Genomic DNA, 25,707 nt, shown 5'->3' on the forward strand with positions numbered 1-25,707 from the left:
ATATCCCTGCCGCTTCAACACCCATATCTCCATGCATTCCTCCTTTCCGACCATCTCTCCCTCCCGTCTTCACAAGAAAGATCGATGGTACCCCTCTTTTATGAGGAATGCCCCTTAAAACTGGTACACTTTTCATGACCATTTTTGGTACATTTTCTCATGACCAGTGACACGCGCAGCGGTTCTTCAGGCCGCCTATGAAGCCCATCCGGAGCGCTTTGTACGAAAGATGCCGGTTCCCCCGGTCGTTCCGGAGGCCGAATGGATCAACAAACCCAAGCCGGCGTCCGCACGTGAGGAGGCGCTACACTAATTTCGGACAACAGGTGTCTCAAAGTCATTGACAGATTCCGGTAGGAGGAAGAAATATTAATAATCTCCTCCACCCTTTTGGGCATTTTCCACAGCTTGCAAAACCTAAATAGAACTTGGTATATTTAAGGTATTCTAATAAATACTTATCAAGGGGGGAGCAATTATGAACCAGATTTTTGAGGTACATCTACACAAATCAGATTCTTTTTATGTCATTGCCAATAGCCGATACCAAGCTTTGGAGGTACTAGGGGACTATCTTGAAAATAACAAGATGTCTCATTTATTGGTTGAGGGAAACTTTACGGTTCATGAGATGGACATGAACGAAGAAAAAGTTTTGGCCCGGGGAACAAAGTGTTTTGAATGTGAAACTTAAATTTTTGAAACAGAAAAGTGAATGCCCCCCTCATTTCGTTCAATCACAATGACCGCTTAAAAAACATCTGCTCCATCGCGAATTTCATTTCAAGAAGACAAATCTTTTAATCAGATGAAAGAACACTCCCCCGTACTTTTTTTAGCAGATGCCATGGTGGGCCGGTTGGGACGCTGGTTAAGGATACTGGGGTATGATGTTACCACCTTTCACCGTGATTCAAAACAGGCCAATCGTTCCAGGAACAGAATCATTGAACAGGCGAGATCTGAAAAGCGCCTAATCCTTACCCGAGATACCTACCTCCTCAAGCGCAATAACCTCCCTCCCCACATTTTTATTAAAAATGACCACCCGGAGGAGCAATTTCACCAAGTCCTCCAGGATTTAAATATGGAACCAAGTGCCTCCTTGAGCCGGTGCCTTGATTGTAATTTTTCCTTGAAACAAATCTCTAAAGGGGCGGTAAAAAAGCGGGTTCCTCCCTATGTTTTTCAAACCCAGTCTGATTTCAGCCAATGCCCCAGATGCGAAAAAATCTATTGGGAAGGAACCCATGTTAAGCGGATGATTGAACGAATTAAACAGTTTCAAACTAAATAACAGGATAACTTGGAGCAGGCTGGAATCTAGACTAGGATTTGTTTCTGGATTCCCGCTCCCCGATTTAAGCATACGGGGACAAGTTTCGCGGGAATGACGAAGCATTCCTTCGGGTTACTAAATACAATGCAAATCTGGAGATTAATAGACCGGGGACCTGAATCCCCTGAGGTGAATATGGCCATTGATGAGGCCATTGCTTTATCCGGTAGAGAAGGATCTTCTCCCCCTACACTTCGTCTGTATCAGTGGAGCAGACCAACCATTTCACTGGGGTATTTTCAAAAAGCTCAGGATACCTTAAATTTAGATTTCTGCAGTGAGAAAGGAATTGGAATTATCCGGCGGTTGACTGGAGGAAGAGCAGTTTACCATGAACAGGAACTCACCTACAGCATGGCCGCTTCAAATGGAACTGAACTGTTCGGAAAAAACCTCAAAGAAACATTTCTCAAAATCGGTGAGGGTTTTCAAAAGGGGTTAGAAAAACTTGGCGTGAATATATCTCTTTGGGAGGAACCCGTCATTGAGGGTAGGCGATCGCCTTTATGCTTTTCTTCCTCCTCTTGGTACGAACTTTCCGTACAGGGAAAGAAACTAATGGGAAGCGCACAGCGCCGGTGGTCCAATGGCTTCCTACAGCACGGATCATTACTTTTTCAAGACGACCCAACTATCTATTCAACCTTTTTCAGGTTCTCCTCAGAGCAGAACCGAGCCAAAATCCTCTCCGATTATCAAAATAAAGCGATACCCTTAAAACAAATCTTGTCCCCTCTCCCCTCCCTTAAAAAGTTGAAAGATTCAATTTGTTCGGGGTTTGAGGAGGCTTTTTCCATCCGGTTTCAACAAGAAGATCTCCTGCCCCATGAAAAGGACCTTGTCCCCAAATTGATCCAAGAGCGGTATGGGAACAATGAGTGGAATTTGAGGTGAGTTGGGAAAAGGAATTGCTCTACTTCACCTATCCTCCCCTTCCAAATGGAAGGAATGAAAAGCCAAGTCCAAAAAATCAGGGAAAAATTGTGATAGGAAAAACTTCTATTGGCCGATGAGGTGGGAAAAGATTCCGGCGGATTCAACGACGATATTGATAAAGGGCCTGGGATAAACTCCTAAAATCAACACACCTGCAAGGCTAACATATATAACGGCTTTTATGGAAGACGGCACATAGATGGGAGAGGAATCCGTTGGCTCTCCAATATAGATCTTCTTTACCACTACCAGATAGTAATACATCGAAATCACAATATTAATCAGCCCCACAATCACAAGAGTAAAAAGCTGTTCTTTCATGGCGGCCGCAAAAAGATATATTTTTCCTATGAAACCCGCAAGGGGGGGAACCCCAGCCAGTGATAGGAGAAAAATAAACAGGGCCAAAGCCAGCAATGGGGATCTCCGGTTAAGGCCACTGTAATCCGCAATGGTATCACTGTTGGTTACATTAGAAAAAGCAACTACCACCGCAAAGGCGCCGATGTTTGCGAAAAGGTAGGTCAATAAATAAAAAAGGATTGAGTCCCCTCCCATCTTGGTCCCGGCGGCCACACCAATTAAAATGTTCCCGATTTGCGCAATACCGGAGTAGGCCAGCAAACGCTTTATATTCTTTTGACTAATTGCCACAATATTCCCATAAGTCATAGAGACAATAGAAACCAGGACAATAAGGTAAACCCATTCGGGTTTAAATTCGCTGAAGGTGGAGAAAAAAACCCTCAAAAGAACGGCAATGGCTGCCGCTTTAGGGGCGATGGAAAGAAAGGCGGTAATCGGGGTGGGAGCCCCTTCGTAAATATCGGGAACCCAGTTATGAAATGGAACGGCTCCAATTTTAAATGCCAGCGCGACAAAAATCAGGAGAAAACCCAAAACCAGCCCTGGTGTCATTGCAGGATTCATTTGGGCAATTTCGGGGAATAAAATTGTTCCCGTTTCCCCGAAGATCAGACTAATCCCATAGGCTAAAATAGAAGCGGTGAAAACACCCAGAATAAAAAACTTTAACCCTGCTTCATTCGAGCGTAAATTCTCCCGCAGGTAGGCGACTAAAATATAAAAACCGAAAGTGGCAAATTCCAGAGTAATGAACAAGCTCAGAAAATCATTGGCCGAAGCCATGAGCATCATTCCTAAAGCAGATAATAAAAGCAGAAAATAATATTCACCTTTAAAATATTCTACCTTCCGAAGGTAATCCAAAGAAATAAGAAAAACAAAGGTTGTGGAAACAAGGATAATAATTTTAAAGAATATGGCATAACGATCCTGTGAAAACATCCCTTTGAATAAGGTCCCGGTGGTCCCGGTGGAATAAAGCCATAATAAAATCCCGATGGTTACGGCTATCCCCGCAACACTGATCCAAGCCAGAACTGTTTTATTCCATTTTGGAAAAACAAAATCAAAGAGGAGGACCACGCAAAGCAATAAGGTCATGAAAATTTCGGGGGAAAGGAGAATCAGGTCGTTCCAGGAAAAAATCAAGGGTGCCGGCATACTAAAATCCACCTCCCTGGGAAATCATGGTACCGGGTCCATTGATTAGCGCCAAAAGAGGATAAACCCCTGCTTTGATGACTTCAATAAAATGAGAAGGAAAAATACCATAAAAAACCGTACAGGAAACCATAATGAGCAGAGGAAGCCGGTCAATCACCGGACTGGCATCCCTGACATGGGCCCATTGTGGATTAAACTCTCCAAAAAATATATTTTTAAGCATCCGCATCAAGTAAAACATTGTAATCGCAATTCCCAGGACCGCAATCACCGTTTGAACCGGGTAGGCGTCCCAGCTTCCAACGATGACCATCAGTTCGCCTACAAAATTAACCGTTCCGGGAAGCCCAAAGGATGCGGCCACGGCCACAATGAAAACCCCTGCAATGAACGGCATATTTTTTGCCAGACCTCCGTAATCGGGGATATTCCGTGTGTGGGTTTGGTCATAAACAAACCCCGCAATGGCAAAGAGCATTCCCGTGGCCAGCGCATGGGCAAACATGTAAAGAACCGCCCCGGTCATACTGATCATATTTAGTGCAGCCATTCCTAAAAAAATATATCCCATATGGCTACTACTGGAATAGCCGATCACATACTTGGTGTCTTTTTGGAAGAATGCCACTAACCCCCCGTAGATAATACTAAACACGCAGAGCATTGCGGCCACCCACATCCATTCACGGGTTGCATCGGGAAGAATATAATATCCTACCCGGATGATGGAAAAATGACCGAGTTTCATCAAAACACCGGCGTGAAGCATGCTGGTTGCGGCAGGAGCGGAGGCATGGCCCACCGGCGACCAGGAATGCATTGGCCATAGGGGGGCAATGGAAGCAAACCCGAAAAAGATGAGGAAAAAAATAATGGCTTGGAGAACTTTCGGAAAATGATTCCCCGCAGCCTCCAGTTCAACAATATTAAAAGTGTTCAATCCTGAATTGATATAAATTAAAAAAATTCCAAGCAATGCAACCACCGCCCCAAAGGAAAGAAACAGGGTCAGTTTCATGGCGGCGTATTCTTTACTGTTACTGGCAAAATTGAAAATAAAGGAAAGGGAATCCCGTTTGGTTTTATCCCCCATTTCCAGGTACCCTTTGGTATGACTTCCCCATACGCCAATGAGCAGGTACATGGGAAGAACCGACATTTCATAAAAAAAGTAAAGAAAAAATAAATCAAGGGAGACATACACCCCAATGGTTGCGGAGGCAAGAAGCAAAAGAAAAATGTAAAACTCCTTGGCACGGTCTTTGATATACCAAGAAATAAAAACACCTGTAAAAAGAAGGATAGAAGAGGCCAAAACCAACGGAACACTGATCCCATCCACACCCAAATAAAAGGAGATCCCCAGCGCCTCCGACCACATATATTGTTCTTGGAATTGAAAACCTCCTTTATGAAAATCAAAGGTATAGAGAAGGTAAAAAGACAAAATAAAGGAGATAAAGCTAGACCCCACCGCCACACCCCGAACCAAAAGGGGTTTTTCATTAGAAATGAAAATTAAAATAACCGCCCCTAAGATGGGGGCAAACAATATGATTGATAAGAGATGATCCACCCTTAAAAAGACTCCCGATTTAATTGAATGGACCCGTCAAGGGTCAAAATAGAAGAATCAATATTATCCCCGAGAGCAAAGAGAGGTAAACTCTCTCTCGGGGAATGCTCCGGAGTAAAGGCACCTCGCAATAACACCATTTCTGGATCCCTGTGTGTTTTCCCTGTTTGTGGATTTAAAATTTGTTCTTTCAATTCTTTTTGCCCTCTTTCTGAACCCACAAAGGTCACTGAATTTTTCCCCTTAATACGGACCGTTAAATCACCTACTGAACCATTGATCAACCTCAAAACGGGGGAAGGATACACGCCAATCCAAAAAATTAAAATGACCAAAATCAAGCTGATGGCAAACTCTTTTTTTCCAAGATCCTGAATGGTTCCAAGATCCATCCGTTTCAAAGGCCCAAAAATGGACCGTTCAAAATACCAAATGAGATAAGCCGCAGCCAAAATAACACCAATGACCCCAAAGGCCCCATACCACCAAGAAGACATAAAAGCGCCCCACAGGATCAAAAATTCTCCGATAAAAACGTTGGTTCCGGGAAGGGCCAAACTGGAAAGAAGGACCATAAAAAAGAAGGCAGTTAAAACAGGCCATCGTTTTACCAACCCCCCCATCTCTGATATCTCCCGGGATTTGATCCGGTTCTCCAAGAATCCCACCATTAAGAAAAAAGCGGAGGTGGTAATTCCCAAGTTAATCATTTGAAGGAGTCCCCCTTGAATACCTTGATAATTGAGCGCAAAAAGACCGAGGGTAACAAAACCCAAATGGCTGATACTGGAATAGGCCAATAACCCTCGAATATCCGTTTGAATCAAAGCAATCAGTGCCCCGTAAATAATCGCAATCAGGGACAGAACCATCATCAAAGGGGCAAAATAAACTGAAGCTTCCGGTAATAAAGGTAGAGAAAAGCGAATAAACCCATAAGCCCCCAGCTTAATTCCCGCCAAAATCACACCCATTGCAATGGGACCTTCTTTCAATGCATCGGGAAACCAGGTGTGAAAAGGAACCATGGGACCTTTGAAGGCAAATGCGAAAAAGAAGAAAATAAAAACCCATATCTGTTTTTCAAAACTAAGAGGAACAACAAGAAGATCCAACAAATCAAAGGAATAAACCTTGGAGAGATCCTGACTCAATGCAAATTCATGGTAATTCATGTAGAGAATTGCCATTCCGATTAACATCAGAACACTTCCGGTGAGCGTATAAACCATAAACTTCATGGCGGCGTAATCCCTGCGGGCCCCTACACCCCAAACCCGGATAAGAAAATACATGGGAATTAACATAACTTCCCAGAAAAGGAAAAACATAAAGAGGTCCATGGCCACAAAGACCCCAATGACGGTTCCTTCCAAAATTAAGAGGCAAAGAATATAGTAACGGACATACTCGGTAATAGTCCCCCAGGAATAAAGAAGGACCAAAAAGGAAAGGAGAATGGTAATCACAACCAATAACAGGCTGATTCCATCAACGCCCACATGGTAGCTAATGCCCAGGGGAGGAATCCAATTTAACCTCTCCACAAATTGGAAGGCCGAGGTCTCCCGAACAAAGAAGCCAATCAAAAGGAGAGAGAAAAACAACAGGACAATATTCACACCCAGGCTGATTTTTCTAGCCTGTTGGTCCTCACTGACCATCCAAACCCCAAAGGCCCCCAAAATGGGCAAAAAAACCAAAAGGCTTAAGATCGGAAACCCAATCTGTTCGGTTGCGAAAATTTCCTGCACGCTTCTCTCCGGTTAGGAAGCCATCATTCGGAAGGCAACCAGCAAAAAGACATTCAATAAAACAAAAAGCCCAAATACAATAATAGCCGCATAATGGTGGACCAATCCCGTTTGCATTAATTTTAAAAACGCGGCGGCAACATGGTTAAAATACGCCACAATATTTAAAAATCCATAAATTATATATTTCTCAATCCAGGTACTGAATGCCGCCCCTCCTTGAGCCATTCTTCCAACCCCTCGCACAAGACCGTCCACAAAATTCCGATCAAACATCCAAAGAAACACACCCCAAATTTTACTGGTTTGAACAATGAACCGGTCATAGAATTCATCCACCCAATATTTATTGAGTAAAATAGAGTAAGCCCCTTGATACCTTTCAGAAAGTTTTGAAGGAATCGGTGTCGGTTCTTTATACATATTCCTGGCAACCAACCATCCCCCCACGGCAACAAAAACGGATATAGCAATTAAAACAAAATCCAACATAGAAAGGGCATGATGCTCTTTCCCTCCAGCCACGGAACCTAAAAAGTGATGGATCCAGCCAGTCTCAGGAGGAAATCCCAGAACCATTCCGCCCGCAATGGAGAGAAAGGCTAAAACCACCAGCGGATAGGTCATTATCTTAGGAGATTCATGAAGGTGATGAATGGCCTCATGTTCTACTCGGGATTCCCCGTGGAAGGTCAAATAAAAAAGGCGAAACATATAAAAAGCAGTTAAAAACGCGGTAAGGGTTCCCAATCCCCAGAGGATATAATGTCCTTCCTTAAATACACCTGCCAAGATTTCGTCCTTACTCCAAAACCCGGCCAACGGCGGAATACCGGCAATGGCAATGGCACCAACAAAAAAGGTCCAAGCCGTTGTGGGGATCTTGGACCAAAGACCGCCCATTTTCCGGATATCCTGTTCTCCTGACAGTGAATGGATGACACTTCCCGCACCCATAAAAAGCAGGGCTTTAAAAAAGGCGTGGGTCATTAAATGAAAAATCGCAGCAATATAGGCCCCTACACCGCAGGCTAAAAACATAAATCCCAATTGACTGACGGTGGAATAGGCCAATACCCGCTTAATATCGTTTTGGACAAGGCCAATGGTTGCGGCAAAGAAAGCGGTTAATCCCCCGATAATCGCCACCACATTCATGGCAAAGGGGGCTAAATCGAAGATCGCGTGGGTCCGGACCACCATATACACCCCTGCGGTTACCATGGTAGCCGCATGAATGAGGGCACTCACCGGAGTCGGACCTTCCATGGCATCGGGCAACCATGTGTAAAGAGGGAGCTGTGCCGATTTACCAACCGCACCAACCAATAGACAAAGGGCAATGGCCGTCGCCATAGCCGTGCTGAGTTCCCCTGCCCTGGGGAAAATCTCGGTGTAGGTTAAAGTTCCAAAATGAGAAAAAACAAAAAAAATCGCAATTAAAAAACCGGCATCACCAATACGATTGACCACAAAAGCTTTTGTTCCAGCCTGACTGGCCGACGTTTTTTCAAACCAGAAGGCAATGAGTAGATAGGAGCAAAGCCCCACCCCTTCCCACCCGATAAAAAGAACCAAAAAGTTATTTCCCATAACCAGCAGGAGCATGGAAAAAACAAAGAGATTGAGGTAAGAGAAAAACCGGGAATAACCCGGGTCATCATGCATATAGCCGGCCGAATAAATATGAATCAAAAGACCCACACCCGTAACAATCAAAAGCATGACAGTAGTTAGGGGATCAATCAGAAACCCAATGGGGACCGAAAAAGATTCCCCAAAAATCCAGGAATACAATTCTATATTTTTTGGGGCTGGAACACCGATGACGTGGGAGAAAACGAAGAGGGATATCAAAAAGGAGAAGGCAATGGTCCCGATCCCTATTCGGTGGGCAGTTGCCCGGGAATAACGATTTCCAAAAAAACCATTGACCACCGCTCCAAAAAGAGGAGCTGCTGGAATTAACCAAACCAGTGACAGGATCACCACTTTATCCTAGGTTCAGGGGGAATACATTCGCTACCATTTCAGGAGATTAATCTGATCGACGTTCGTGGAAATCCTACCGCGAAACACCACAATGATAATGGCCAACCCAACTGCCGCCTCCCCTGCGGCAATGGCAATAACAAACAGGGAGACAATTTGGCCGGTGAGAGAATCCAGGTAGTATGAAAAAGCGACGAGATTAATATTAGCGGCATTGAGCATCATTTCTACCGCCATAAGAATAATAATAAAATTTCGTCGAACCACTACACCAATCAGTCCAACTGTAAATACAATAAAACTAACCGTTACATAATGGGTTAATGTTATTTCCATTAAACTTAAAATTCCTTAAAGTAAGCCTAAGGGTTTCCTTGGCCCCTCATCCTTCGCCTCTCAAACCTTTCCTTTAGGTGCTGTTGGAAAGGAACTTTTGCAAGGGCAATGGCTCCGACAATGGCTCCCAGAAGGAAGACCCCTATAATTTCAAACGGAAGAAGGTAATCATTAAATAAGAGTAATCCAATTGCATGGGGGTTTCCAATTTCGGTCACGCGGTCGGCTGTAAATTCTCCTAACCTTCCGGCAAAGGGGGATTTCATTAAGATTAAAAAGATTTCTCCAAAAATTCCTAAAACAACAAAGAGGATGATCGCATAACCCCGGTGAAGGAAATTCTCCTCACTTTTAAGACTTAATAACATAACGACAAACAGATAGAGAACTAAAATCGCTCCCGCATAAAGAATCACCTGTACAACAGCAACAAATTCCGCATTCAGGATCACAAAAAACCCGGCGACATGAAGGAGCATAGTCAGGAGGGACATTCCGCAATGAACCGGGTTTCGAAGACTGACGGTCATGATGGCGGTAAGGATGGTAATGGTGGCGCAGTAATAAAAAAACAGGGAAGTCGGGGTCACTTCCTTTTATTCCTTTCGCGACAGTACTGAGAAGGGAAATTTGTAGCGGTATTCCAGACTGGCTTGATCTTCTTTTTCCTGATCATGAGCCACAAGATACTTTTTCGCATCTACCATTAATTGATCACCGATAGCATAAAGCTTATCCTTGTCAAAAATCAGGTCCCGCTTATTATCCGTTGAGTAATCATACATCTTGGTCATCGCCAAAGCGTTGACCGGACACGCTTCCACACAGTAACCACAAAACACACACTTGGTCATGTCGATATAGAATTCCGTAGCAATCCGCTTCAAGGGCATGGTTTTATCTTCTTCGCTGACCACCTTGATACATTTGGAAGGACACGCCGCTTCACACAAATCACACCCAACACAGCGTTCAACCCCATCCTCATAACGAAGAAGACACAGCGCTCCTCGATGGGTATCCGGAAGTGAAATTTTTTCGTGAGGATATTGGAGAGTGACGGGTTTGACGAACATGTGTTTAAACGTTAACACATGGGCCTTCAAAATTTCGGTCATTAAAACATTTTTAAAAAATTCCTTAATACTCACGCCTTCTCTCCTCCCTTATCTTCTTGAGGGTCAGGGGCCACCGCGGCCACACTTTCTTCTGGCTGTGATTTGGGGGGAGCATCAGCGGTTTTGGTCAAAGAAACCCGTGCCGATTTAAAATAGGGAACGCCGGTTAGGGCATCCACCTCGCAGGCAAAAAGATCCTTAACCGGGGGATCGTTAAAATGTTCCGGGTAAAATAAAAGCCCTTCCGGAAGCATGGCATCCACCTCCACCACCAGTTCCACACTTCCATTTTCGGAATCCATCCGAACCCGAGCCCCATCCCCTAATTGAAGACGTTCACTGTCCGCGGGGTTGATACGCAGGAAATTCTTTGGATAAATTTCCATTAACCCCTTATCCCTTGTGGAAAGCTTTCCTGAATGGTAAAGAATTTGTCCCATAACCAGGTGGTATGGATATGACCCGGGAGGGGTAGAAGGAACGAGTTGATATCTCTCCATGATTCCCTCATGAAAAGCGCCCGAGAGATAAGAAGAGAGGGATCGCCGATTTTTCTTTGAATGGCCTTCATAATATTGAGGAACTAATCCTTCAATTTCCTTCTGAATTTCATCGGACTCCAGATATTCCATGGGGTATCCCATTGCACCTGAAAGCTCAGAGAAAATCTGCCAATCTGCCCGACTTTCCCCAACAGGATCCATTGCCTGTTTGACGGGGAGAACCATTCCGGTCATTCCTGTAAAGGTTCCGGTTTTTTCAATATAGGTGCAGGCAGGAAGAACCACATGAGCCAGTTGACCGGTTTCGGTCAGAAAAGGGTCCTGTACGATAATGAATTCGACCTTTTCAAGGGCCTCCTTGACATTGACCGAAGCAGGCAATGTTCCCAAAGGATTTTCACCCACCAAATAAAGGGCCTTAATTTCCCCCTGTCTGGCTTTTTCGATGATTCCCATTAAATGGGACCCGCTATGGGTCGGAAGTATCTCTCCCCAAGATTGTTCGACCTTGTCTCGAAGATTGACATCGCCATAGGGAACCTGACCGGGTAAAAATTCAGAAGTTGCCCCCATGTCTACCGCCCCTTGTTCGTTATTCTCCTCACACAAAGGGATAATCCCACAACCGTCACGATCCAATTTTCCAGCAAGGATTGCCAAATCCATCAGGACTTTCATATTCTCAAACCCTCGATGGGTTTTGAGAATGCCTTCTCCAACAAAAAGGACAGCACTCTCTGTTTCCAAATAAAGTTTTGCAACCTCTAAAAGGGTTTCACGGGGAATTCCGGTGTGCTCTACAACCTGCTCCAAAGAGATGCTTTGGACCGCATCCCTCAATTTGGAGACAGGACCATCCGACTTCCCCGCCACCGAGGAATCCCCAAGGTTTTCTTCAATAAGAATTTTAACCAAACCACGAATGAACCATCCTTCTGATCCTGGTTTTATCGGAAGATGATGGCTTGCAAGTTCGGCCAAATTGGTTTTCATGGGATGGACCACAACAACCTGTGCTTTGTACCTCCGCAGGGCTTCTTTTACGCGTAAGCCAATGATGGGGTTGGTCTCTGTGAGATCCGACCCGATGACCAAAATCGTTTGAGCTTTGGTTATCTCTTCATATGATAACCCCTGGGTTCCAAATTGCGCGATGGGGGATAATGCCCGCACCGCATTCATATGCCCGTAACGCGCAGAACTATCAATCCGATTAGAACCCAAGGCAACCCGCATAAATTTCTGAAACAGGTAGAGATCTTCATTGGTGCACCGAGCGGAAATTAGTCCCGCAATGCTTTTCCCTCCGTATACCGCCTTGATCTCCGATAAGCGTTTGGAGACCATTTCGGTAGCGTCCCACCAGGAGGTTTCTTCCAATTGGTTATTGGTTTTAATTAATGGAACCTGAAGACGCTCTGGGCTGGTGATGTACCTAAATCCGTAACGGCCTCGAACACAGATTCCACCATGGCCCGATTTTGTGGACTCCCGTTCACCCCATTTTTCTGTCCAAGAAAGAGGTGAATCCACCTGGATGACTTCTTTCTCCTCTTTAATATTGAGGATGATCTGGCAGGCATCGGGACAAAAGTTACAAGTGGTTTGGGTCTTCACCAACTGCCAAGGCTTGAATTTATATTTTGAATATTTGTCAGTAATGGCTCCCACGGGACACACGGTCATACAATCACCGCAAAACTCACAGAACAGGGGTACATCCCCATGGGCGACGACATGGGTCTGCCCGTCTTTTTTCATAAAACGGAGGGCATCCACCATTTGAACCTCTTTACAAATATTAATGCACTGTCCGCAGAGAATACATCGTTCCATATTAAAATCCAGGACGATGCTCCGGGTGTCTTCGGGAATTCCCTTTTGCTTGACGGGACCAATGGAACCGATACCAAAATTAAACGTCATGTCCTGTAATTCACAATGGCCATCTGCATCGCAAACCGGGCAATCCAAGGGGTGTGTGGTCAGGTGTTTTTCAATGGCCTTTTTTTGGGCCTCAAAAAGCTCGGGGGTACCTGTGGTCACCACCATCGGCTCTTTCACAGGGGCCGTACAGGATCGAACGGGCATTTTTTTTCCTTCTACCCCCACCAGGCATATTCCACAGGACCCGAAGGGTTTGAAGGTATAATGGTAACACATGGCCGGAAGAATCTTCCCCATACTGGTAATCACGTCATAGAGGGACGTTCCCTTTTCAGCCATGACCTTCTCACCGTCAATGGTGCACTCAATCATCTCTTTTTTACCTAGATTGATGAGCTGTTCTGCCATTTAAAAAACTCCATTAAAACTAACGATCACATTCACCCATGACGATGTCATAGGTTCCAAAAATGGTAACAATATCGGCGATCATATACCCCTTTGCCATAAAATCAAAGGCCCCCATATGAATAAAGGATGGGGCCCTGATTTTCAAGCGGAAAGGTTTGCCGGACCCATCACTGACAATGTAAAAACCAAGCTCCCCCTTGTGGGCCTCGGTTCCACAATAAATTTCTCCTTTTGGAGGCCTCATTCCCTCACTATACAGTTTAAACTGGGCAATCATGCTTTCAAGATTGTTAAAAACCCGCTCTTTGGAAGGAGCCACCACCTTCGGAGAATCGGCCTTTATGGGGCCTTCGGGAAGCTGATCCAGACATTGACGAATGATTTTACAGCTTTCTTTGAGTTCCTCAATTCGGATCCAATACCGGTCGTAAGTATCCCCGTTTTTTCCAAGAGGAACATTCCATTCCACTTTATCGTAGGCACCGTAAGGCTCCGCTTTGCGAAGATCATAATCTACCCCCGATCCCCGAAGCGTGGGGCCACTCAAACCGAAACTAATGGCATCTTCAGCGGAAATCACCGCAATATGTTTTGTCCGCGCAATCCAGATCCGGTTGGTTTCCAGCAAGGTATTGTACTCCTCGATCTTGGGGGGAAAATAATCCAAAAACTCATACAGCTCCTTGAGCAGCGAGGGCCGGATGTCACTTTCCACCCCTCCGATGCGATACCAACTGGTGGTCAAACGGGCCCCGCAAAGCTGGTCAAACCAGTCCAGCAAAATCTCCCGTTCTCGAAAAGTATAGAAAAAAACGGTCATGGCTCCAATATCGAGGGCCTGAGTCCCAAGCCAAAAAAGGTGCCCAATGATGCGTTGTATTTCAGCAACAATGGTTCTTAGGTATTCACACCTCTCGGGAACCTTTAAATCGTAGAGTTTTTCCACCGCACGGACATACGCAAAATTATTGTACATCGCACACACGTAATCCAACCGGTCCGTATGAGGGATAAACTGCATGTAGGTACCATCCTCGGCAAGCTTCTCCACCCCGCGATGAAGAAAACCCAAAACCGGGGTGGCCCTTACAATCCGCTCTCCCTCCAGCTCTAAAATCACCTTGAGGACCCCATGGGTGCTGGGATGCTGGGGTCCCATGCTCAGCATGAGCTCCTCCGTTCTCAACAGCGGAAGCTGAGACTCCTCCCCAAGCACAACCCCTTCAGGTAATTCGGCTGTTGGTGGTTCAAACCGGTGGTCGGCCATTCAATCTCCTATTGGTTGCTTGGCTTCTGCATAAATTCAAAGGTATCGCGCCACCCTCTTCCCCTCATGGGAAAATCTTTCCGCAAGGGATATCCCTCATTATATTCATCGGGAAGTAGAATCCGTGTGAGATTGGGATGATGAAGAAAGCGTATCCCCATCATGTCGAACACCTCCCGTTCCATAAAATCGGCCCCCTTCCATAAATCCGTCACCGAATCAATGGAGCAGTCCTCTTCTGCGACCCGGGCTTTCACGCGGATTCGCCGGCGTTTTCGAATGGAATAGAACTCATAGACCACTTCAAACCGTTCCTTTTGTCCAAGGTAATCCACGGAGCTGACATGAACGATATAGTCAAAATCCATTTCCGGGTCATCGTGCAAATACTGGCATAGAGCATGGAACCCATCTTTTTTCACCTGCACCGAAAGATCCCCCCGATAATCACTCCAAGAAACAAAATATTCAGAGAATCTCTGTTGAATTTTTTCTACAATAGGATTTATTTCACTCATACTTTTTTCTCAAAAACCCTTCTCTCCATAATCTTCTGTTGTAACTTCAAAACCCCATCGAAAAGGGCTTCCGGTGTCGGAGGGCAGCCCGGAACATAAATATCCACAGGAACAAAATGATCCACCCCCTGAACCACAGCATAGGTATCATAAATATTACCGGAGGTGGCACAAGAACCCATGGCAATTACATATTTGGGCTCGGGCATCTGATCATATACCTTCCGTATTACCGGTGCCATTCGCCTGCAGACTGTCCCTGCCACAATCATGAGATCCGACTGCCGGGGAGAACCACGAAAAACCCCTGCCCCGTACCGGTCCATGTCATAACGAGAAGAGACCGCCGCAATCATCTCAATGGCACAACAGGCCAACCCGAAAGTCATGGGCCAAAGGGAGCTTTTTCTGGCCCAATTGACTGCGTTTTCAAGTGTGGTTATGATAAATCCAGGATCCCCGCTTTTTGATTCCGAAATTCCTTGGATTTGGGTTAATCCCATTCGTAGGCTCCTTTCTTCCAAGCATATCCATACCCTAATACAAAAAGGAGAATAAAAATAATCATCTCTAGAAACCCAATAAATCCAAGATTATCAAAAACAATGGCCCAAGGATATAAGAAAATGATTTCCACATCAAAAATGACAAAGAGCATCGCAATTATGTAGTAACGAACAGGAAAAGGCATGCGTGCGTCGGAAATAGGCTCGCTTCCGCATTCATAAGGGGTAAGTTTTTCGACGTTGGCAACTCGAGGTTGGCCCCAATAACTCAGGACCAGTGTGCCCACCGCAAAGACAAAAACTGCGAAGATAAAAACTAAGACAGGAAAATAATTTCCTAAGTAGCTGGAAAAGGCTGCATTCGCTTCCATGAAGAGCCCTTTTTATTAATAAAATCAATAAACTGTTGATTTTAATAAAAATTGCCCCGAAAAACCCTTTGGGGCAAAATACCTCTGTATTTTCACACTCTTAAATAGAAAAGTCAATTGGGGAAAGGAACTAATTCAGCCCATGGAAGATATAGGTTAAATGTTCAAATGAAGTAGGCCAAAAGACCTATATCCTGAAAAACGGTTTTTCCCGGATTATAAAAGTTTATTTTTCAAAAAGTGCTACCCCTGGCCAAATTAATGATTTGAAAAAAAATTTGATTATGGGAAAAGGTTTATATAAAATGTGGAATTCGTTAAATTTATTCCATTTTGAACCCTCATTGAAACCACGGGAACCCAACCATGAATACAATGGCCCCCGCTGAAATGATCCAAATCCTGAAACAAAAAGGGTTTAATTTTTTTACCGGGGTTCCCTGCTCGCTTTTCGGAGACACGTTTAGCCTCCTTCATCAGGAAAAGGAAATGCCGTATATCCCCGCTTCCCGAGAAGATGAAGCCGTTGGAATCGCCTGTGGTGCCTATATGGGAACACGGCTTCCCGTGGTCCTCATGCAAAACTCAGGACTTGGAAATTGCCTCAATGCCTTAACTTCCCTCTCGCTGATTTATAAGATTCCATCTCTACTTTTGATTACCTGGCGGGGTGAAGGAGGGAAGGACGCACCTGAACATATTGTAATGGGGGAAGCCTGTACCAAAATTTTGGATGATATCGGTATTCCCCATCGGAACCTTTCCCCTGAAACCTTTGAAAAGGATTTGGATTGGATTCTCTCTATTTTTGAACGGAAACAAATTCCAGCGGCCCTTTGGGTTCGAAAAGGAATTTTATGCTGACCCGAACACAGGCGCTTTTAACCATTTCCGAAAACCTGACCAGCCAACTGGTCATCCATTGTAACGGATACATCGGACGGGAATCCTTTACACTCAAAGACCGCCGGGAAAACTTTTACATGATTGGTTCCATGGGCCTGGCCTCCTCCATTGGTTTTGGTTTGGCCCTCTCCAATCCCCGGAAAAAAGTTATTGTGTTAGACGGGGATGGAAATGTATTGATGAATTTAGGGGCCCTATCCACTATTGGGGTTTTTCAACCGCAAAATCTCACACACATTGTTTTGGATAACGGGGTGTATGGCTCCACTGGAAACCAACCCACACTTTCTTCAAAAATAGATTTAGCCAAAATGGCCATGGCAGCGGGCTACCGTTGGATGAGTAAACCCAACACCATTGAAGAATTGGTCCAAGCGTTCGAGAAATCTCAATCCACCCCAGGCCCTTGTTTAATCCACATCTTAATTCCCCCCACCACCGATGAAACCGGCATCGGACGGGTGACATATACACCAGAGGAGATGACCCGACGGTTAAGGTCCGTGGTGGCAGGACATTAAACATGATTTCCCCTGTTTCACCTTTTATAACCTTTTGACCCTCTCAATAACCCCATGAAAAAAAACATCCTTTTGAATCCAGGCCCCGTCAACACATCTCCCCGGGTCCAGCAGGCTTTATTGAAGGGGGATATGTGTCACCGGGAGGAAGAGATTTTTCATTTGCTCCAGACCATCCGCAAAAATGTCCTCCAAGCTTTTGCCCCCGATGGAGGTTATGGCATCGTATTAATCCCCGGTTCAGGAACCGCCGCTATGGAATCAGCAGTTTCTTCCTGTTTGAGTCCCGGGAAAAAGATGCTCATTGTTAATAACGGCGTCTACGGAGCACGGATTTTAACCATGACCAAAAGTTACGGTTTTTCCACCGTCGAAGTTCAATCCTCATGGTTGAAACCACCTGATCTTTCCAAAATAGAGAAGCATTTATCAGAGGATCCTTCCATCGAAGTCGTGGCCATGGTTCACCATGAAACCACCACCGGGTTAATCAATCCCATCACCCGTCTTGGAGAACTGGTTCATCAATATCAGCGGACCTTCCTGGTGGACTCCGTTAGCGGGCTGGGGGGCGAAGAAATTGATTTAAAGAAAAGCCATATTCAATTTTGCGGGGGAACGGCTAACAAATGCATCCAGGGGTTTCCGGGTCTATCGTTTGTCCTAATTCAGGAAAACCAGGTGGACCGGGTGCTTTCTTTCCCGAAGCGTTCCCTTTATTTAAGCCTTTCCACCTATCTTCAAAACGGCCGGTCCCACATCCCTTTCACTCCCCCTGTTCAAATCGCCTATGCATTTTCCGAAGCACTTGAGGAGCTTTTAGAAGAAGGGGTCATCCATAGAATTTCCCGTTATAAAGACGCCTCCACATTACTTCGGGAGGGCTTTAAAAACCTAAACTTAGACCTTTTGCTTCCTGAGGGCCTCCGATCCAATACCATCACCAGTCTCAAATTCCCAAAAGGGATGACCTATAAAACCCTCCACGACCAACTTCGAGAAAAAGGGTTTATTATTTATGCGGGCCAGGGTAAGTTGGAATCGGAAATATTCCGTGTGGCCAATATGGGCCACCTTACCCAGAATGACTTTAAACACTTTTTGAATGCGTTAGAGGAAACCCTAAAAGGAAGGTCATGAGAGCAATTATTCTTGCCGCGGGCAAAGGAAAGCGCCTTGTAGCGCTCACACAACATTGCCCAAAATCTCTTATTCCCGTGGGAGGGGTTCCCATTCTTTCAAGGTTCTTAGGGGCTCTGGAAGCCGTCGGGATTAAAGACATCGTCATTGTGGTGGGGTACCTTGAGGAGAAAATGACGCAGTTTATCAAAGATTCCCACCCCCATCTCAACATTCAAACAACGGTCAACCCGGATTATCTGCGGGGAAGTATCTTATCCCTATGGGCGGCCCGGGAATTCTTCAATGATGACCTTTTGATCATGGATGCGGATGTTCTCTTCCCTAAACAATTTCTATCCATGCTGATCCAGTCCCCTCACCCTGATCTCATGTTATTGGATCAATCGGTACAAAGCCACGGAGAAGAACAGATGCTTTTGATAAAAAACAACCGTGTCATCGATTGCACCAAAAAAGTTCAGGGGAAAGGCCCCGAGGATTTCGATCTGATGGGAGAAGGCATCGGTTTTTTGAAAATTTCCCGTTCATCGTCCGAAAAACTGAAACAGATTATTAAAGATTTTGTAAAACAGGGTGAGGTGGACATGGAATATGAGGACACCTTTCATTCTTTTTTTAATGAAGTGGACGTAAAATTCCTGCCGGTGGGGGGAATGCCATGGACGGAGATCGACTTTCCGGAAGATATTCAAAAGGCCGAAAAATCAATTCTTCCAAAACTTTTAAAATATGAGCAGGAACACCCTCTTTGGAACACCTGAAAAGCCATCAGAAAATTCAGACGGCAGTTGTGTATCTGCCTCCATTTTCTCTTCTGGATAAAAACCAGGCAGAGGACCCCTGGCCCTCTCCCGATATAAAGCTTTTAGGCCTTCCATTATTAAAAAGGTCCTTATTATCACTTTATAAAGCCGGAATCTCTCGATTTTTTGTCTTATCCAAATTCCCCTACCCTCAAACTCAAACCGATATCGATAAAGATATCCGGCTCAATGGAAAGGTCACCTGGATCGTTCAAGGGTCTCCCACATTGCCTGAAAAAAGCATACCTGGCCACGAACCCCTTCTCCTGGTGGGATTAAATGTTCATTTTCTTTGGGGGTTGGCCAAAGAGCTTTGCCATTGGGATTGCGGAACCGACACTTGGATTGTCACCATCCCTGATAGAGGGGCTTCCAACAGTCTGATTCCTTCTGAGATACTTGTCCTTCCTCGAGAAAAATTCAAGGAACCCCCTTTATTAGATCTTGAGACACTGGCCCATAAAATAAAGGATGGAAGGGTAAAAACCTTTCTTGCAAAACCCGAACATCTTTGCTATCCCATAGAAAGCCCCTCTTTTCTTCAAATAATTGAAAAGGAACTTTTAAACAACTTGGGAAGCCCCCTGGACGGAATGGTGGATACCTACCTCAACCGCCCCGCATCAAAAATTCTTACGCGTTTTTTTCTCAAAACACCCATCACCCCCAATCAGATTACCCTTCTTTCCTTCATTATTGGGATTTTGGCAGCCATTGGCTTTGCAATGGAAGGTTATTTCAATTCCATTTTGGGTGCCTTATTGTTTCAATTTTCCTCCACGGTGGACTGCTCCGATGGAGAGGTCGCCCGTCTGAAATTTATGGAGTCCCCTTTTGGTAAATGGTTAGATATCACATTGGATAATATTGCCCATCTGTTGATATTCTCCGCCATTACCTGGACGGCCATTAGGCAAAACCCCGATGGGGGTTTTCTTCAATGGGGCCTTCTTTCTTTGATTGGAATCTCTCTTTCATTCATATCAGTTATTCTTTCAATACGGTTACAGGACAGGACCTCCTCCCTGAACCAAACAGATCAAAACGGTTGGGCCATTTTTTTAATGAATAAATTCATTGCCATGATGGCCAACCGAGATTTTTCTTTGATTGTTTTGATATTGGCTTTGGTAAATAGTCTTCCCTGGCTCTTGATCCTCGTAGGGGCAGGATCCAATCTCTTCGGCCTTTTTTTGTTGGGATTGTTTCTTACGGCTAGGAGCCAGCAAAACGTTTGTCTAAAAGAAAAAGAAATTAAAAAGGAAAGCCCTCAAACGTAATTAGAAAAGGATTTCGTACCGTCTACATGGCCAAACACTGGAATAAAATTAGACTAACGCTTCTTACTCTGGGAATCATTGCCCTGATCCTCATGATCTACCAAATCGGTCCTGGCATTATTTTCAATGAGATCAAAAGTTTGGGGTTTGCCTTAATTATTATTTTTATCCCCTATTTAATCAGCTACTCTTTTGATACTCTGGGATGGAGGGCTACCCTTGGGGAGAACAAAAATAAATTATCATTCCTAAATCTTTTTCTTTCCCGATGTGCCGGCGAAGCAGTCAATTATATTACCCCTTTTGCTTTCGTGGGGGGTGAACCGGTCAAAGCTTATATTCTGAAGCGCTTTCATATTCCTCTAGTACAAGGGTTGGCTTCCGTTGTGATTGCAAAAACAACATTGGTCATCTCTGAAATTATTTTTATTTTGATGGGATTGATCCTTGCGGTATTTAAAATTGAAGGATCGGGGCCTCTTCTTTCGGTTTCCCTTCTACTGCTGTTGGGAGGAATCATCGCCATAGGTCTTTTCTTTTTGGCTCAAAAGAGAGGCCTATTTATGGGAACCCTCTCCCAATTGGAAAGGTTCAAAATCAAATTTCAGATTCTTAAAACCCGGGAAGAAAAAATCCGTTCTCTGGATCAAGCCATTTCCAATTTCTACAACCACGACCAAAAAGGGTTTTATCAATCCATCACCTTTTCTCTTTTCGGGTGGTTTGCAGGGGCCTTTGAAATTTATGCGCTTCTTTACTTTCTGGGAATTCCCATCGGGATTAGTGAAGCCATCATCATTGAAGGCATTGCTTCGATTGTAAAAAGTGCAGCGTTTTTTATTCCCGGAGCTATAGGAGCTCAGGAAGGAGGGAACCTTTTAATCTTCGCGGCTTTTGGATTGGCCGCCAGTACGGGCATCACATTCTCTTTGGTCCGGCGGATTCGGGAACTCCTGCTGATCGGGGGAGGTTTATTGGTTTTAAGCAAACACGAAATTAAAGTTTCTTCCCAATCCCCTCTCTCCGAAAAAGAAACATCCGCGGCTGGGGTTTAAAAAAGTTGGAAATTGATCTTCATTAAAATATTTTTTATTGAAAAGCCTTAAACCTCAAACCTCCTGCCTCTAACTTTTAACGCTTTGGACAATAACCGACTTGAGCCACCCTCTACCCTTTCAGATTGTATAGTTTTTTATAGACTTTAATTTATCCCTGCTCAATACCATATTCTCCGATTCTATCCAGAACGGACTCAATAGCCGCCCGAATAATTGCATCGTTAAATCGGTCTACAATTTTAACCGATTTCGCAACCAAATATTTGAGTTTTTTATTTTGAAACTGCTTTTCTATGTATCCCCATGTATAAACCTGAAAGGAAAAAGTTGAATCAAAACTTTCTGTGGTAGCGTCTTCACCCCCAACCTCCACATAAACCTCACTTTCAGCATACATAAGGATCCTCTGGCAAGGCATTGGGATAATTTAAATAATAGGAACAAACAATCTTTTTAAAACTCTTCATTTCACCATAAGAAAGAAAAAGTGGGCCAATCTCCTCTTAGCTCACCTGAAGTGGTCCCAAATTTAAAATAATTAATTTTGATGTCATTCCGGCTATTTCCGAGCAACGGGAAACGAGCCGCAATCCAGTACTTTTAAATTTCTGGATTCCCGCTTGCGCGGGAATATCACCTTGGATTTTTCTAGGAAAGGAAAAGACATATTACGGGACCCAAAAGTAAATATTGGGAAGGTACCTTCTTTTGGGTCCAGAAATGGGAAATTAAAATTTAAACATGGAAAATAGGCCTGAGCTTTGGCCTTTACGGGATTTTCCGCCGGCCCCAGGGATGACCTGATCCTTTTGATCTTTTAAGAAGCGGGAAACGTTCTCTTCAATCTTTTCCGGATCCATGCCATAGAGAGTTCGAAGCAAAGCTTGAGGACCCTGGTCCACAAACTCGTCAGGGATACCGATCCGTTTCACGCGGACATCAAACAGACCCTCATCCACGATAAATTCAGTTACGGCACTGCCAAACCCGCCCATTAAACCATGCTCTTCAACGGTGACCACATTTTTAACACGGCCAAGGACTTCCCGCAAAAGCTCGCCATCCAGCGGCTTCACAAAACGTGCGTTGATGACCGCAGCGGAAATCCCACGCTTCTCTAAACGCTGTGCAACCTCCATGCAGGGGGCCACCGTGTAGCCGATCCCGATTAAAACCACATCTTCTCCATCCTGCAACAGTTCGCCTTTACCGATGGGAAGTGTCTCAATTTCCTCATCTAAATGAACCCCGAGAGAGGAACCCCGAGGGTATCTTAAAGAGGTGGGGCCATTCCGCTCGATGGCTGTTTTGAGCATTCTCCTCATCTCATTTTCATCTTTCGGCGCCATGACCACCATGTTTGGAATGGTTCGAAGATAAGAATAATCCAACATACCATGATGGGTAGTTCCATCTTCTGCAACCATCCCCCCTCGATCCAAACACAATGTCACCGGCAAATTTTGTATGCAGACATCATGCACAATCTGGTCATAGGCTCTTTGGAGAAAGGTGGAATAGACGGCAACCACAGGCCGAAGCCCCTGGGCAGCCAGCCCTGCCGCAAAGGTCACGGCATGCTGTTCTGCAATTCCCACATCGTAAAACCGCTCGGGTATTTGTTCCTCAAAATAGTCCAGCCCGGTTCCCCCAGCCATTGCCGCAGTAATGGCAACAACCCGTTTATCTTTTTTCGCAAGGTCAACAATGGCTTTTGAAAAGATTTTAGTATAACTGGGAAGACCTGATTTCTTTTTGGATTTACCAGTTTGGATGTCAAAGGGAGGCGCAGCATGGAGGAAAATGGGGTCCTTTTCCGCAGGCTCATACCCTTTTCCTTTTTTCGTAATCACGTGAATTAAAACAGGTCCTTTGAGTTTTTTTACATTTTCAAGTGTTGGAATAAGATGGTCAAATCGATGTCCATCGATGGGACCCACATAAAGAAACCCGAGTTCTTCAAAAAACAGGCCGGGAACAATTAAACCCTTTGCTGACTCCTCAGCACGCCTGGCCATTTTTAAAAGGGGTTCCCCGATCCGCGGAATTGATTTGAGGAGGGTTTCTGCTTCTTCCTTCACCCTGGTATAAAGTTTACCTGTCAAAATCTTGGTCAGATAAGAAGAAATGGCTCCCACGTTTTTAGAAATGGACATTTCATTATCATTTAAGATAACAATCAAATCTTTTTTGAGAGAACCGGCATGATTTAGGCCTTCATAAGCCATACCGGCGGTCATGGCCCCATCCCCAATCACGGCAACCACTTTATGATTCTCGCCTTTTTGATCCCTTGCCTCTATAAATCCCGCGGCAGCAGACAAAGAGGTGGCGGCATGTCCCGCATTAAAGGTGTCATAAATGCTTTCTTCCCGTTTGGCGAACCCGCTGATTCCTTCAAACTGACGAAGTGTATGAAAATTATCAACGCGCCCGGTCAGGAGTTTATGGGCATAGGTTTGGTTTCCGGTATCCCACACAATTTGGTCTTTAGGGGTATCAAAAAGGTAATGCAACGCAATGGTTAATTCAACCACACCTAAATTGGTAGACAGGTGCCCCCCCGTTTTGGATACCACTTCAATAATTTTATCCCTTATTTCCTGGGCTAAGGGTGGCAAATCCTCGCGACTCATTTTTTTTAGGTCATCCGGACTTTTCACCTTTTCCAAAAATCCCATTTATTCCTCCTTAACAAAAATCTTCAACAGGGAAAAACCCACAATTCCCCCCGCTATCCAACCTCTTTTCCCACTTGGAGGCAGACCGGAATTTAATTGTAAACGGGGAACATGGATATAATCAAACCGAGTATATTAAAACCCCGGTTTAAGCGAAGCCCTATTCTAGTGAAATTATTGCAATTGTCAAGGAAAATCGGCCCTTTAAGATAATATTGGGAGGGGGTAGACCCCAAAAAAATTAAAGGCTTAAGGAAACCCTTTCGATTAAACGCAAAGACAGGAAAAAGCCTTTTTTCAGCAAAAAATTGCCCCGAAATTAATGGGGTGTTGGTAAACCTGCTAAAAAAAAGAACCCTGCATTGTAATAGGAATGTAGGACGAAAGATGGATAAATATTGGAATACCGGTCCCGGAAAAAACCAAAAACCATTGAGGGAACAATCACTCCGATGATCCATGGGCTAGATTGATAAAACCAATGGGCAAACGCAAACAAAACCGTTGTTAATCCATTGGCAATGGAAACACCCAGGAATGAAGGGGACCCCCACCGGAGCCTATATAATTGTCCTTGAATTGCCCCTCTAAAAAATAACTCCTCCAGGAAAGGGCGCCAAACAACCAATAAGAAAAAACTCCAAGAGAAAAACCCTGGCCCGGCAAGGCCCTTATCAGGGAAGAAACCCCAAAGGGCCCCCCAAAAGATCAATCCAGATAAAAGGGCCAATAAAAAAAGGAGGTCTCGGTGAATGGGAGGGAAATGGTCTAATCCAAACTCACGGGCAAGGTCTCTCATGAAAAAAAAAGGGGGTTGTTCTTTAAATTATAAATTTTAAAATTTACGATTTGGAAATCGAGAAATGTATTTTCGAATATTTTTCCTGGAAAGGAAAAAGGCACTCCACACCAGAATACCTATTAAGGTAAAGTCAAGTCCGCCTTCGGGATTCATCACGCATCCTCCACTACCGCCGCCCCCACCGAGACTAGAATTAGTGGAACTAAAATCGGTGATCACTTTTCCAGTGGTGTTAAACCCCGAATCCAAACCCCCAGTTGAATTATAGCGTGCAAGGGCAAAATCAAAGGGACTGCTAGAGGATCGACCGGCTGCCAAAATCTTACCGTCGGCTTGAATGGCCATGGCATAGGCTTCATCATGATTACTGTTAAATCCTGTGCTCACCTTCCCGCTGCTTCCAAAGGTCCCATCTAAACTCCCATCCGTATCGTAACGGGCAAGCGCAAAATCATAAAAACCGTTCACC

25 protein-coding genes are annotated in these 25,707 nt (G+C 44.7%); 9 read left to right on the forward strand and 16 right to left on the reverse strand.

All coding sequences use genetic code 11. The features are described from left to right. Positions 1-478 precede the first annotated feature (478 nt). The 3 genes from VGB26_07955 (at position 479) to VGB26_07965 (ending at position 2,233) form a co-directional block, all read left to right on the forward strand. Positions 479-694, forward strand: coding sequence for a hypothetical protein (locus VGB26_07955; GenBank protein HEX9757721.1), 216 nt, complete (start codon positions 479-481; stop codon positions 692-694). Positions 695-808: 114 nt separating this feature from the next. Then, complete coding sequence (locus tag VGB26_07960) at positions 809-1,297, forward strand: Mut7-C RNAse domain-containing protein (protein HEX9757722.1); 489 nt, start codon at positions 809-811, stop codon at positions 1,295-1,297. A gap of 93 nt (positions 1,298-1,390) precedes the next feature. Continuing rightward, positions 1,391-2,233 (forward strand): biotin/lipoate A/B protein ligase family protein, encoded by an 843-nt coding sequence (locus tag VGB26_07965; protein ID HEX9757723.1) that lies wholly within the window; start codon positions 1,391-1,393, stop codon positions 2,231-2,233. Positions 2,234-2,338: 105 nt separating this feature from the next. Here the strand turns inward: VGB26_07965 and VGB26_07970 are convergent, their stop codons facing one another. The 12 genes from VGB26_07970 to ndhC are packed head-to-tail and all read right to left on the reverse strand — an operon-like array spanning position 2,339 to position 16,044. After that, positions 2,339-3,802 (reverse strand): NADH-quinone oxidoreductase subunit N, encoded by a 1,464-nt coding sequence (locus VGB26_07970; protein HEX9757724.1) that lies wholly within the window; start codon positions 3,800-3,802, stop codon positions 2,339-2,341. A gap of 1 nt (position 3,803) precedes the next feature. Continuing rightward, positions 3,804-5,381: an NADH-quinone oxidoreductase subunit M gene (locus VGB26_07975; protein HEX9757725.1), complete on the reverse strand. Its 1,578-nt coding sequence runs from the start codon at positions 5,379-5,381 to the stop codon at positions 3,804-3,806. A gap of 2 nt (positions 5,382-5,383) precedes the next feature. Next, complete coding sequence (locus tag VGB26_07980) at positions 5,384-7,135, reverse strand: NADH-quinone oxidoreductase subunit M (GenBank protein ID HEX9757726.1); 1,752 nt, start codon at positions 7,133-7,135, stop codon at positions 5,384-5,386. Positions 7,136-7,147: 12 nt separating this feature from the next. Further along, a complete protein-coding gene (gene nuoL / locus VGB26_07985; GenBank protein ID HEX9757727.1) occupies positions 7,148-9,124 on the reverse strand; it encodes an NADH-quinone oxidoreductase subunit L in 1,977 nt (658 codons plus the stop codon). A gap of 33 nt (positions 9,125-9,157) precedes the next feature. After that, a complete protein-coding gene (gene nuoK / locus VGB26_07990) occupies positions 9,158-9,463 on the reverse strand; it encodes an NADH-quinone oxidoreductase subunit NuoK (protein ID HEX9757728.1) in 306 nt (101 codons plus the stop codon). 26 nt (positions 9,464-9,489) lie between these two features. Beyond that, a complete protein-coding gene (locus VGB26_07995) occupies positions 9,490-10,053 on the reverse strand; it encodes an NADH-quinone oxidoreductase subunit J (protein ID HEX9757729.1) in 564 nt (187 codons plus the stop codon). Positions 10,054-10,059: 6 nt separating this feature from the next. Beyond that, positions 10,060-10,614, reverse strand: a complete 555-nt coding sequence (gene nuoI / locus VGB26_08000; protein HEX9757730.1) for an NADH-quinone oxidoreductase subunit NuoI — start codon at positions 10,612-10,614, stop codon at positions 10,060-10,062. Continuing rightward, positions 10,611-13,379 carry a molybdopterin-dependent oxidoreductase gene (locus VGB26_08005; GenBank protein HEX9757731.1) on the reverse strand — a complete coding sequence of 923 codons (2,769 nt, stop codon included), beginning with the start codon at positions 13,377-13,379 and terminating at the stop codon, positions 10,611-10,613. Before VGB26_08005 ends, nuoI begins: the two co-directional genes overlap by 4 nt. Positions 13,380-13,398: 19 nt before the next feature. Then, the gene (gene nuoD, locus VGB26_08010) at positions 13,399-14,649 is read right to left on the reverse strand and encodes an NADH dehydrogenase (quinone) subunit D (protein ID HEX9757732.1); all 1,251 of its coding nucleotides are present in this window, start codon (positions 14,647-14,649) and stop codon (positions 13,399-13,401) included. An 8-nt stretch (positions 14,650-14,657) separates the two neighbouring features. After that, a complete protein-coding gene (locus tag VGB26_08015) occupies positions 14,658-15,167 on the reverse strand; it encodes an NADH-quinone oxidoreductase subunit C (protein ID HEX9757733.1) in 510 nt (169 codons plus the stop codon). Next, a complete protein-coding gene (locus VGB26_08020; GenBank protein HEX9757734.1) occupies positions 15,164-15,670 on the reverse strand; it encodes an NADH-quinone oxidoreductase subunit B family protein in 507 nt (168 codons plus the stop codon). The genes VGB26_08015 and VGB26_08020 overlap by 4 nt, the downstream gene beginning before the upstream one ends. After that, positions 15,661-16,044 carry an NADH-quinone oxidoreductase subunit A gene (gene ndhC, locus VGB26_08025; GenBank protein HEX9757735.1) on the reverse strand — a complete coding sequence of 128 codons (384 nt, stop codon included), beginning with the start codon at positions 16,042-16,044 and terminating at the stop codon, positions 15,661-15,663. The genes VGB26_08020 and ndhC overlap by 10 nt, the downstream gene beginning before the upstream one ends. A 366-nt stretch (positions 16,045-16,410) precedes the next feature. Here ndhC and VGB26_08030 point away from each other — a divergent pair, with 366 nt between their 5' ends. The 6 genes from VGB26_08030 to VGB26_08055 are packed head-to-tail and all read left to right on the forward strand — an operon-like array spanning position 16,411 to position 21,752. Further along, complete coding sequence (locus tag VGB26_08030) at positions 16,411-16,908, forward strand: thiamine pyrophosphate-binding protein (protein HEX9757736.1); 498 nt, start codon at positions 16,411-16,413, stop codon at positions 16,906-16,908. Then, positions 16,902-17,471, forward strand: coding sequence for a thiamine pyrophosphate-dependent enzyme (locus VGB26_08035; GenBank protein HEX9757737.1), 570 nt, complete (start codon positions 16,902-16,904; stop codon positions 17,469-17,471). The genes VGB26_08030 and VGB26_08035 overlap by 7 nt, the downstream gene beginning before the upstream one ends. Before the next feature lie 54 nt (positions 17,472-17,525). Continuing rightward, positions 17,526-18,611, forward strand: coding sequence for an aminotransferase class V-fold PLP-dependent enzyme (locus tag VGB26_08040; GenBank protein ID HEX9757738.1), 1,086 nt, complete (start codon positions 17,526-17,528; stop codon positions 18,609-18,611). Beyond that, a complete protein-coding gene (locus VGB26_08045) occupies positions 18,608-19,375 on the forward strand; it encodes a phosphocholine cytidylyltransferase family protein (protein ID HEX9757739.1) in 768 nt (255 codons plus the stop codon). Before VGB26_08040 ends, VGB26_08045 begins: the two co-directional genes overlap by 4 nt. Beyond that, positions 19,363-20,697 carry a CDP-alcohol phosphatidyltransferase family protein gene (locus VGB26_08050; protein ID HEX9757740.1) on the forward strand — a complete coding sequence of 445 codons (1,335 nt, stop codon included), beginning with the start codon at positions 19,363-19,365 and terminating at the stop codon, positions 20,695-20,697. The genes VGB26_08045 and VGB26_08050 overlap by 13 nt, the downstream gene beginning before the upstream one ends. A 26-nt stretch (positions 20,698-20,723) precedes the next feature. After that, positions 20,724-21,752: a flippase-like domain-containing protein gene (locus tag VGB26_08055; GenBank protein HEX9757741.1), complete on the forward strand. Its 1,029-nt coding sequence runs from the start codon at positions 20,724-20,726 to the stop codon at positions 21,750-21,752. Positions 21,753-21,903: 151 nt separating this feature from the next. Here VGB26_08055 and VGB26_08060 read toward each other — a convergent pair whose 3' ends face one another. The 4 genes from VGB26_08060 to VGB26_08075 form a co-directional block, all read right to left on the reverse strand. Then, positions 21,904-22,152: a hypothetical protein gene (locus tag VGB26_08060; GenBank protein HEX9757742.1), complete on the reverse strand. Its 249-nt coding sequence runs from the start codon at positions 22,150-22,152 to the stop codon at positions 21,904-21,906. Between the two features lie 331 nt (positions 22,153-22,483). After that, entirely contained in the window at positions 22,484-24,436 is a 1,953-nt protein-coding gene (gene dxs, locus VGB26_08065) for a 1-deoxy-D-xylulose-5-phosphate synthase (GenBank protein ID HEX9757743.1), read from the reverse strand. A gap of 319 nt (positions 24,437-24,755) precedes the next feature. After that, on the reverse strand, positions 24,756-25,235 hold the full coding sequence (gene mrtJ / locus VGB26_08070; GenBank protein ID HEX9757744.1) for a JDVT-CTERM system glutamic-type intramembrane protease: 480 nt from the start codon (positions 25,233-25,235) through the stop codon (positions 24,756-24,758). A gap of 36 nt (positions 25,236-25,271) precedes the next feature. After that, positions 25,272-25,707 (reverse strand): hypothetical protein (locus VGB26_08075; protein HEX9757745.1); only part of this gene is annotated, 436 nt, incomplete at its 5' end.

The organism is Nitrospiria bacterium (genome assembly GCA_036397255.1).
Classification (GTDB): Bacteria; Nitrospirota; Nitrospiria; order DASWJH01; family DASWJH01; genus DASWJH01.

Coding starts and splice junctions, on each gene's coding strand:
- VGB26_07955 (HEX9757721.1), top strand. CDS start 479: ATGAACCAGATTTTTGAGGTACATCTACACAAATCAGATTCTTTTTAT.
- VGB26_07960 (HEX9757722.1), top strand. CDS start 809: ATGAAAGAACACTCCCCCGTACTTTTTTTAGCAGATGCCATGGTGGGC.
- VGB26_07965 (HEX9757723.1), top strand. CDS start 1,391: ATGACGAAGCATTCCTTCGGGTTACTAAATACAATGCAAATCTGGAGA.
- VGB26_07970 (HEX9757724.1), bottom strand. CDS start 3,802: ATGCCGGCACCCTTGATTTTTTCCTGGAACGACCTGATTCTCCTTTCC.
- nuoK (HEX9757728.1), bottom strand. CDS start 9,463: ATGGAAATAACATTAACCCATTATGTAACGGTTAGTTTTATTGTATTT.
- VGB26_08005 (HEX9757731.1), bottom strand. CDS start 13,379: ATGGCAGAACAGCTCATCAATCTAGGTAAAAAAGAGATGATTGAGTGC.
- nuoD (HEX9757732.1), bottom strand. CDS start 14,649: ATGGCCGACCACCGGTTTGAACCACCAACAGCCGAATTACCTGAAGGG.
- VGB26_08015 (HEX9757733.1), bottom strand. CDS start 15,167: ATGAGTGAAATAAATCCTATTGTAGAAAAAATTCAACAGAGATTCTCT.
- VGB26_08020 (HEX9757734.1), bottom strand. CDS start 15,670: ATGGGATTAACCCAAATCCAAGGAATTTCGGAATCAAAAAGCGGGGAT.
- ndhC (HEX9757735.1), bottom strand. CDS start 16,044: ATGGAAGCGAATGCAGCCTTTTCCAGCTACTTAGGAAATTATTTTCCT.
- VGB26_08030 (HEX9757736.1), top strand. CDS start 16,411: ATGAATACAATGGCCCCCGCTGAAATGATCCAAATCCTGAAACAAAAA.
- VGB26_08035 (HEX9757737.1), top strand. CDS start 16,902: ATGCTGACCCGAACACAGGCGCTTTTAACCATTTCCGAAAACCTGACC.
- VGB26_08040 (HEX9757738.1), top strand. CDS start 17,526: ATGAAAAAAAACATCCTTTTGAATCCAGGCCCCGTCAACACATCTCCC.
- VGB26_08045 (HEX9757739.1), top strand. CDS start 18,608: ATGAGAGCAATTATTCTTGCCGCGGGCAAAGGAAAGCGCCTTGTAGCG.
- VGB26_08055 (HEX9757741.1), top strand. CDS start 20,724: ATGGCCAAACACTGGAATAAAATTAGACTAACGCTTCTTACTCTGGGA.
- VGB26_08060 (HEX9757742.1), bottom strand. CDS start 22,152: ATGTATGCTGAAAGTGAGGTTTATGTGGAGGTTGGGGGTGAAGACGCT.
- dxs (HEX9757743.1), bottom strand. CDS start 24,436: ATGGGATTTTTGGAAAAGGTGAAAAGTCCGGATGACCTAAAAAAAATG.
- mrtJ (HEX9757744.1), bottom strand. CDS start 25,235: ATGAGAGACCTTGCCCGTGAGTTTGGATTAGACCATTTCCCTCCCATT.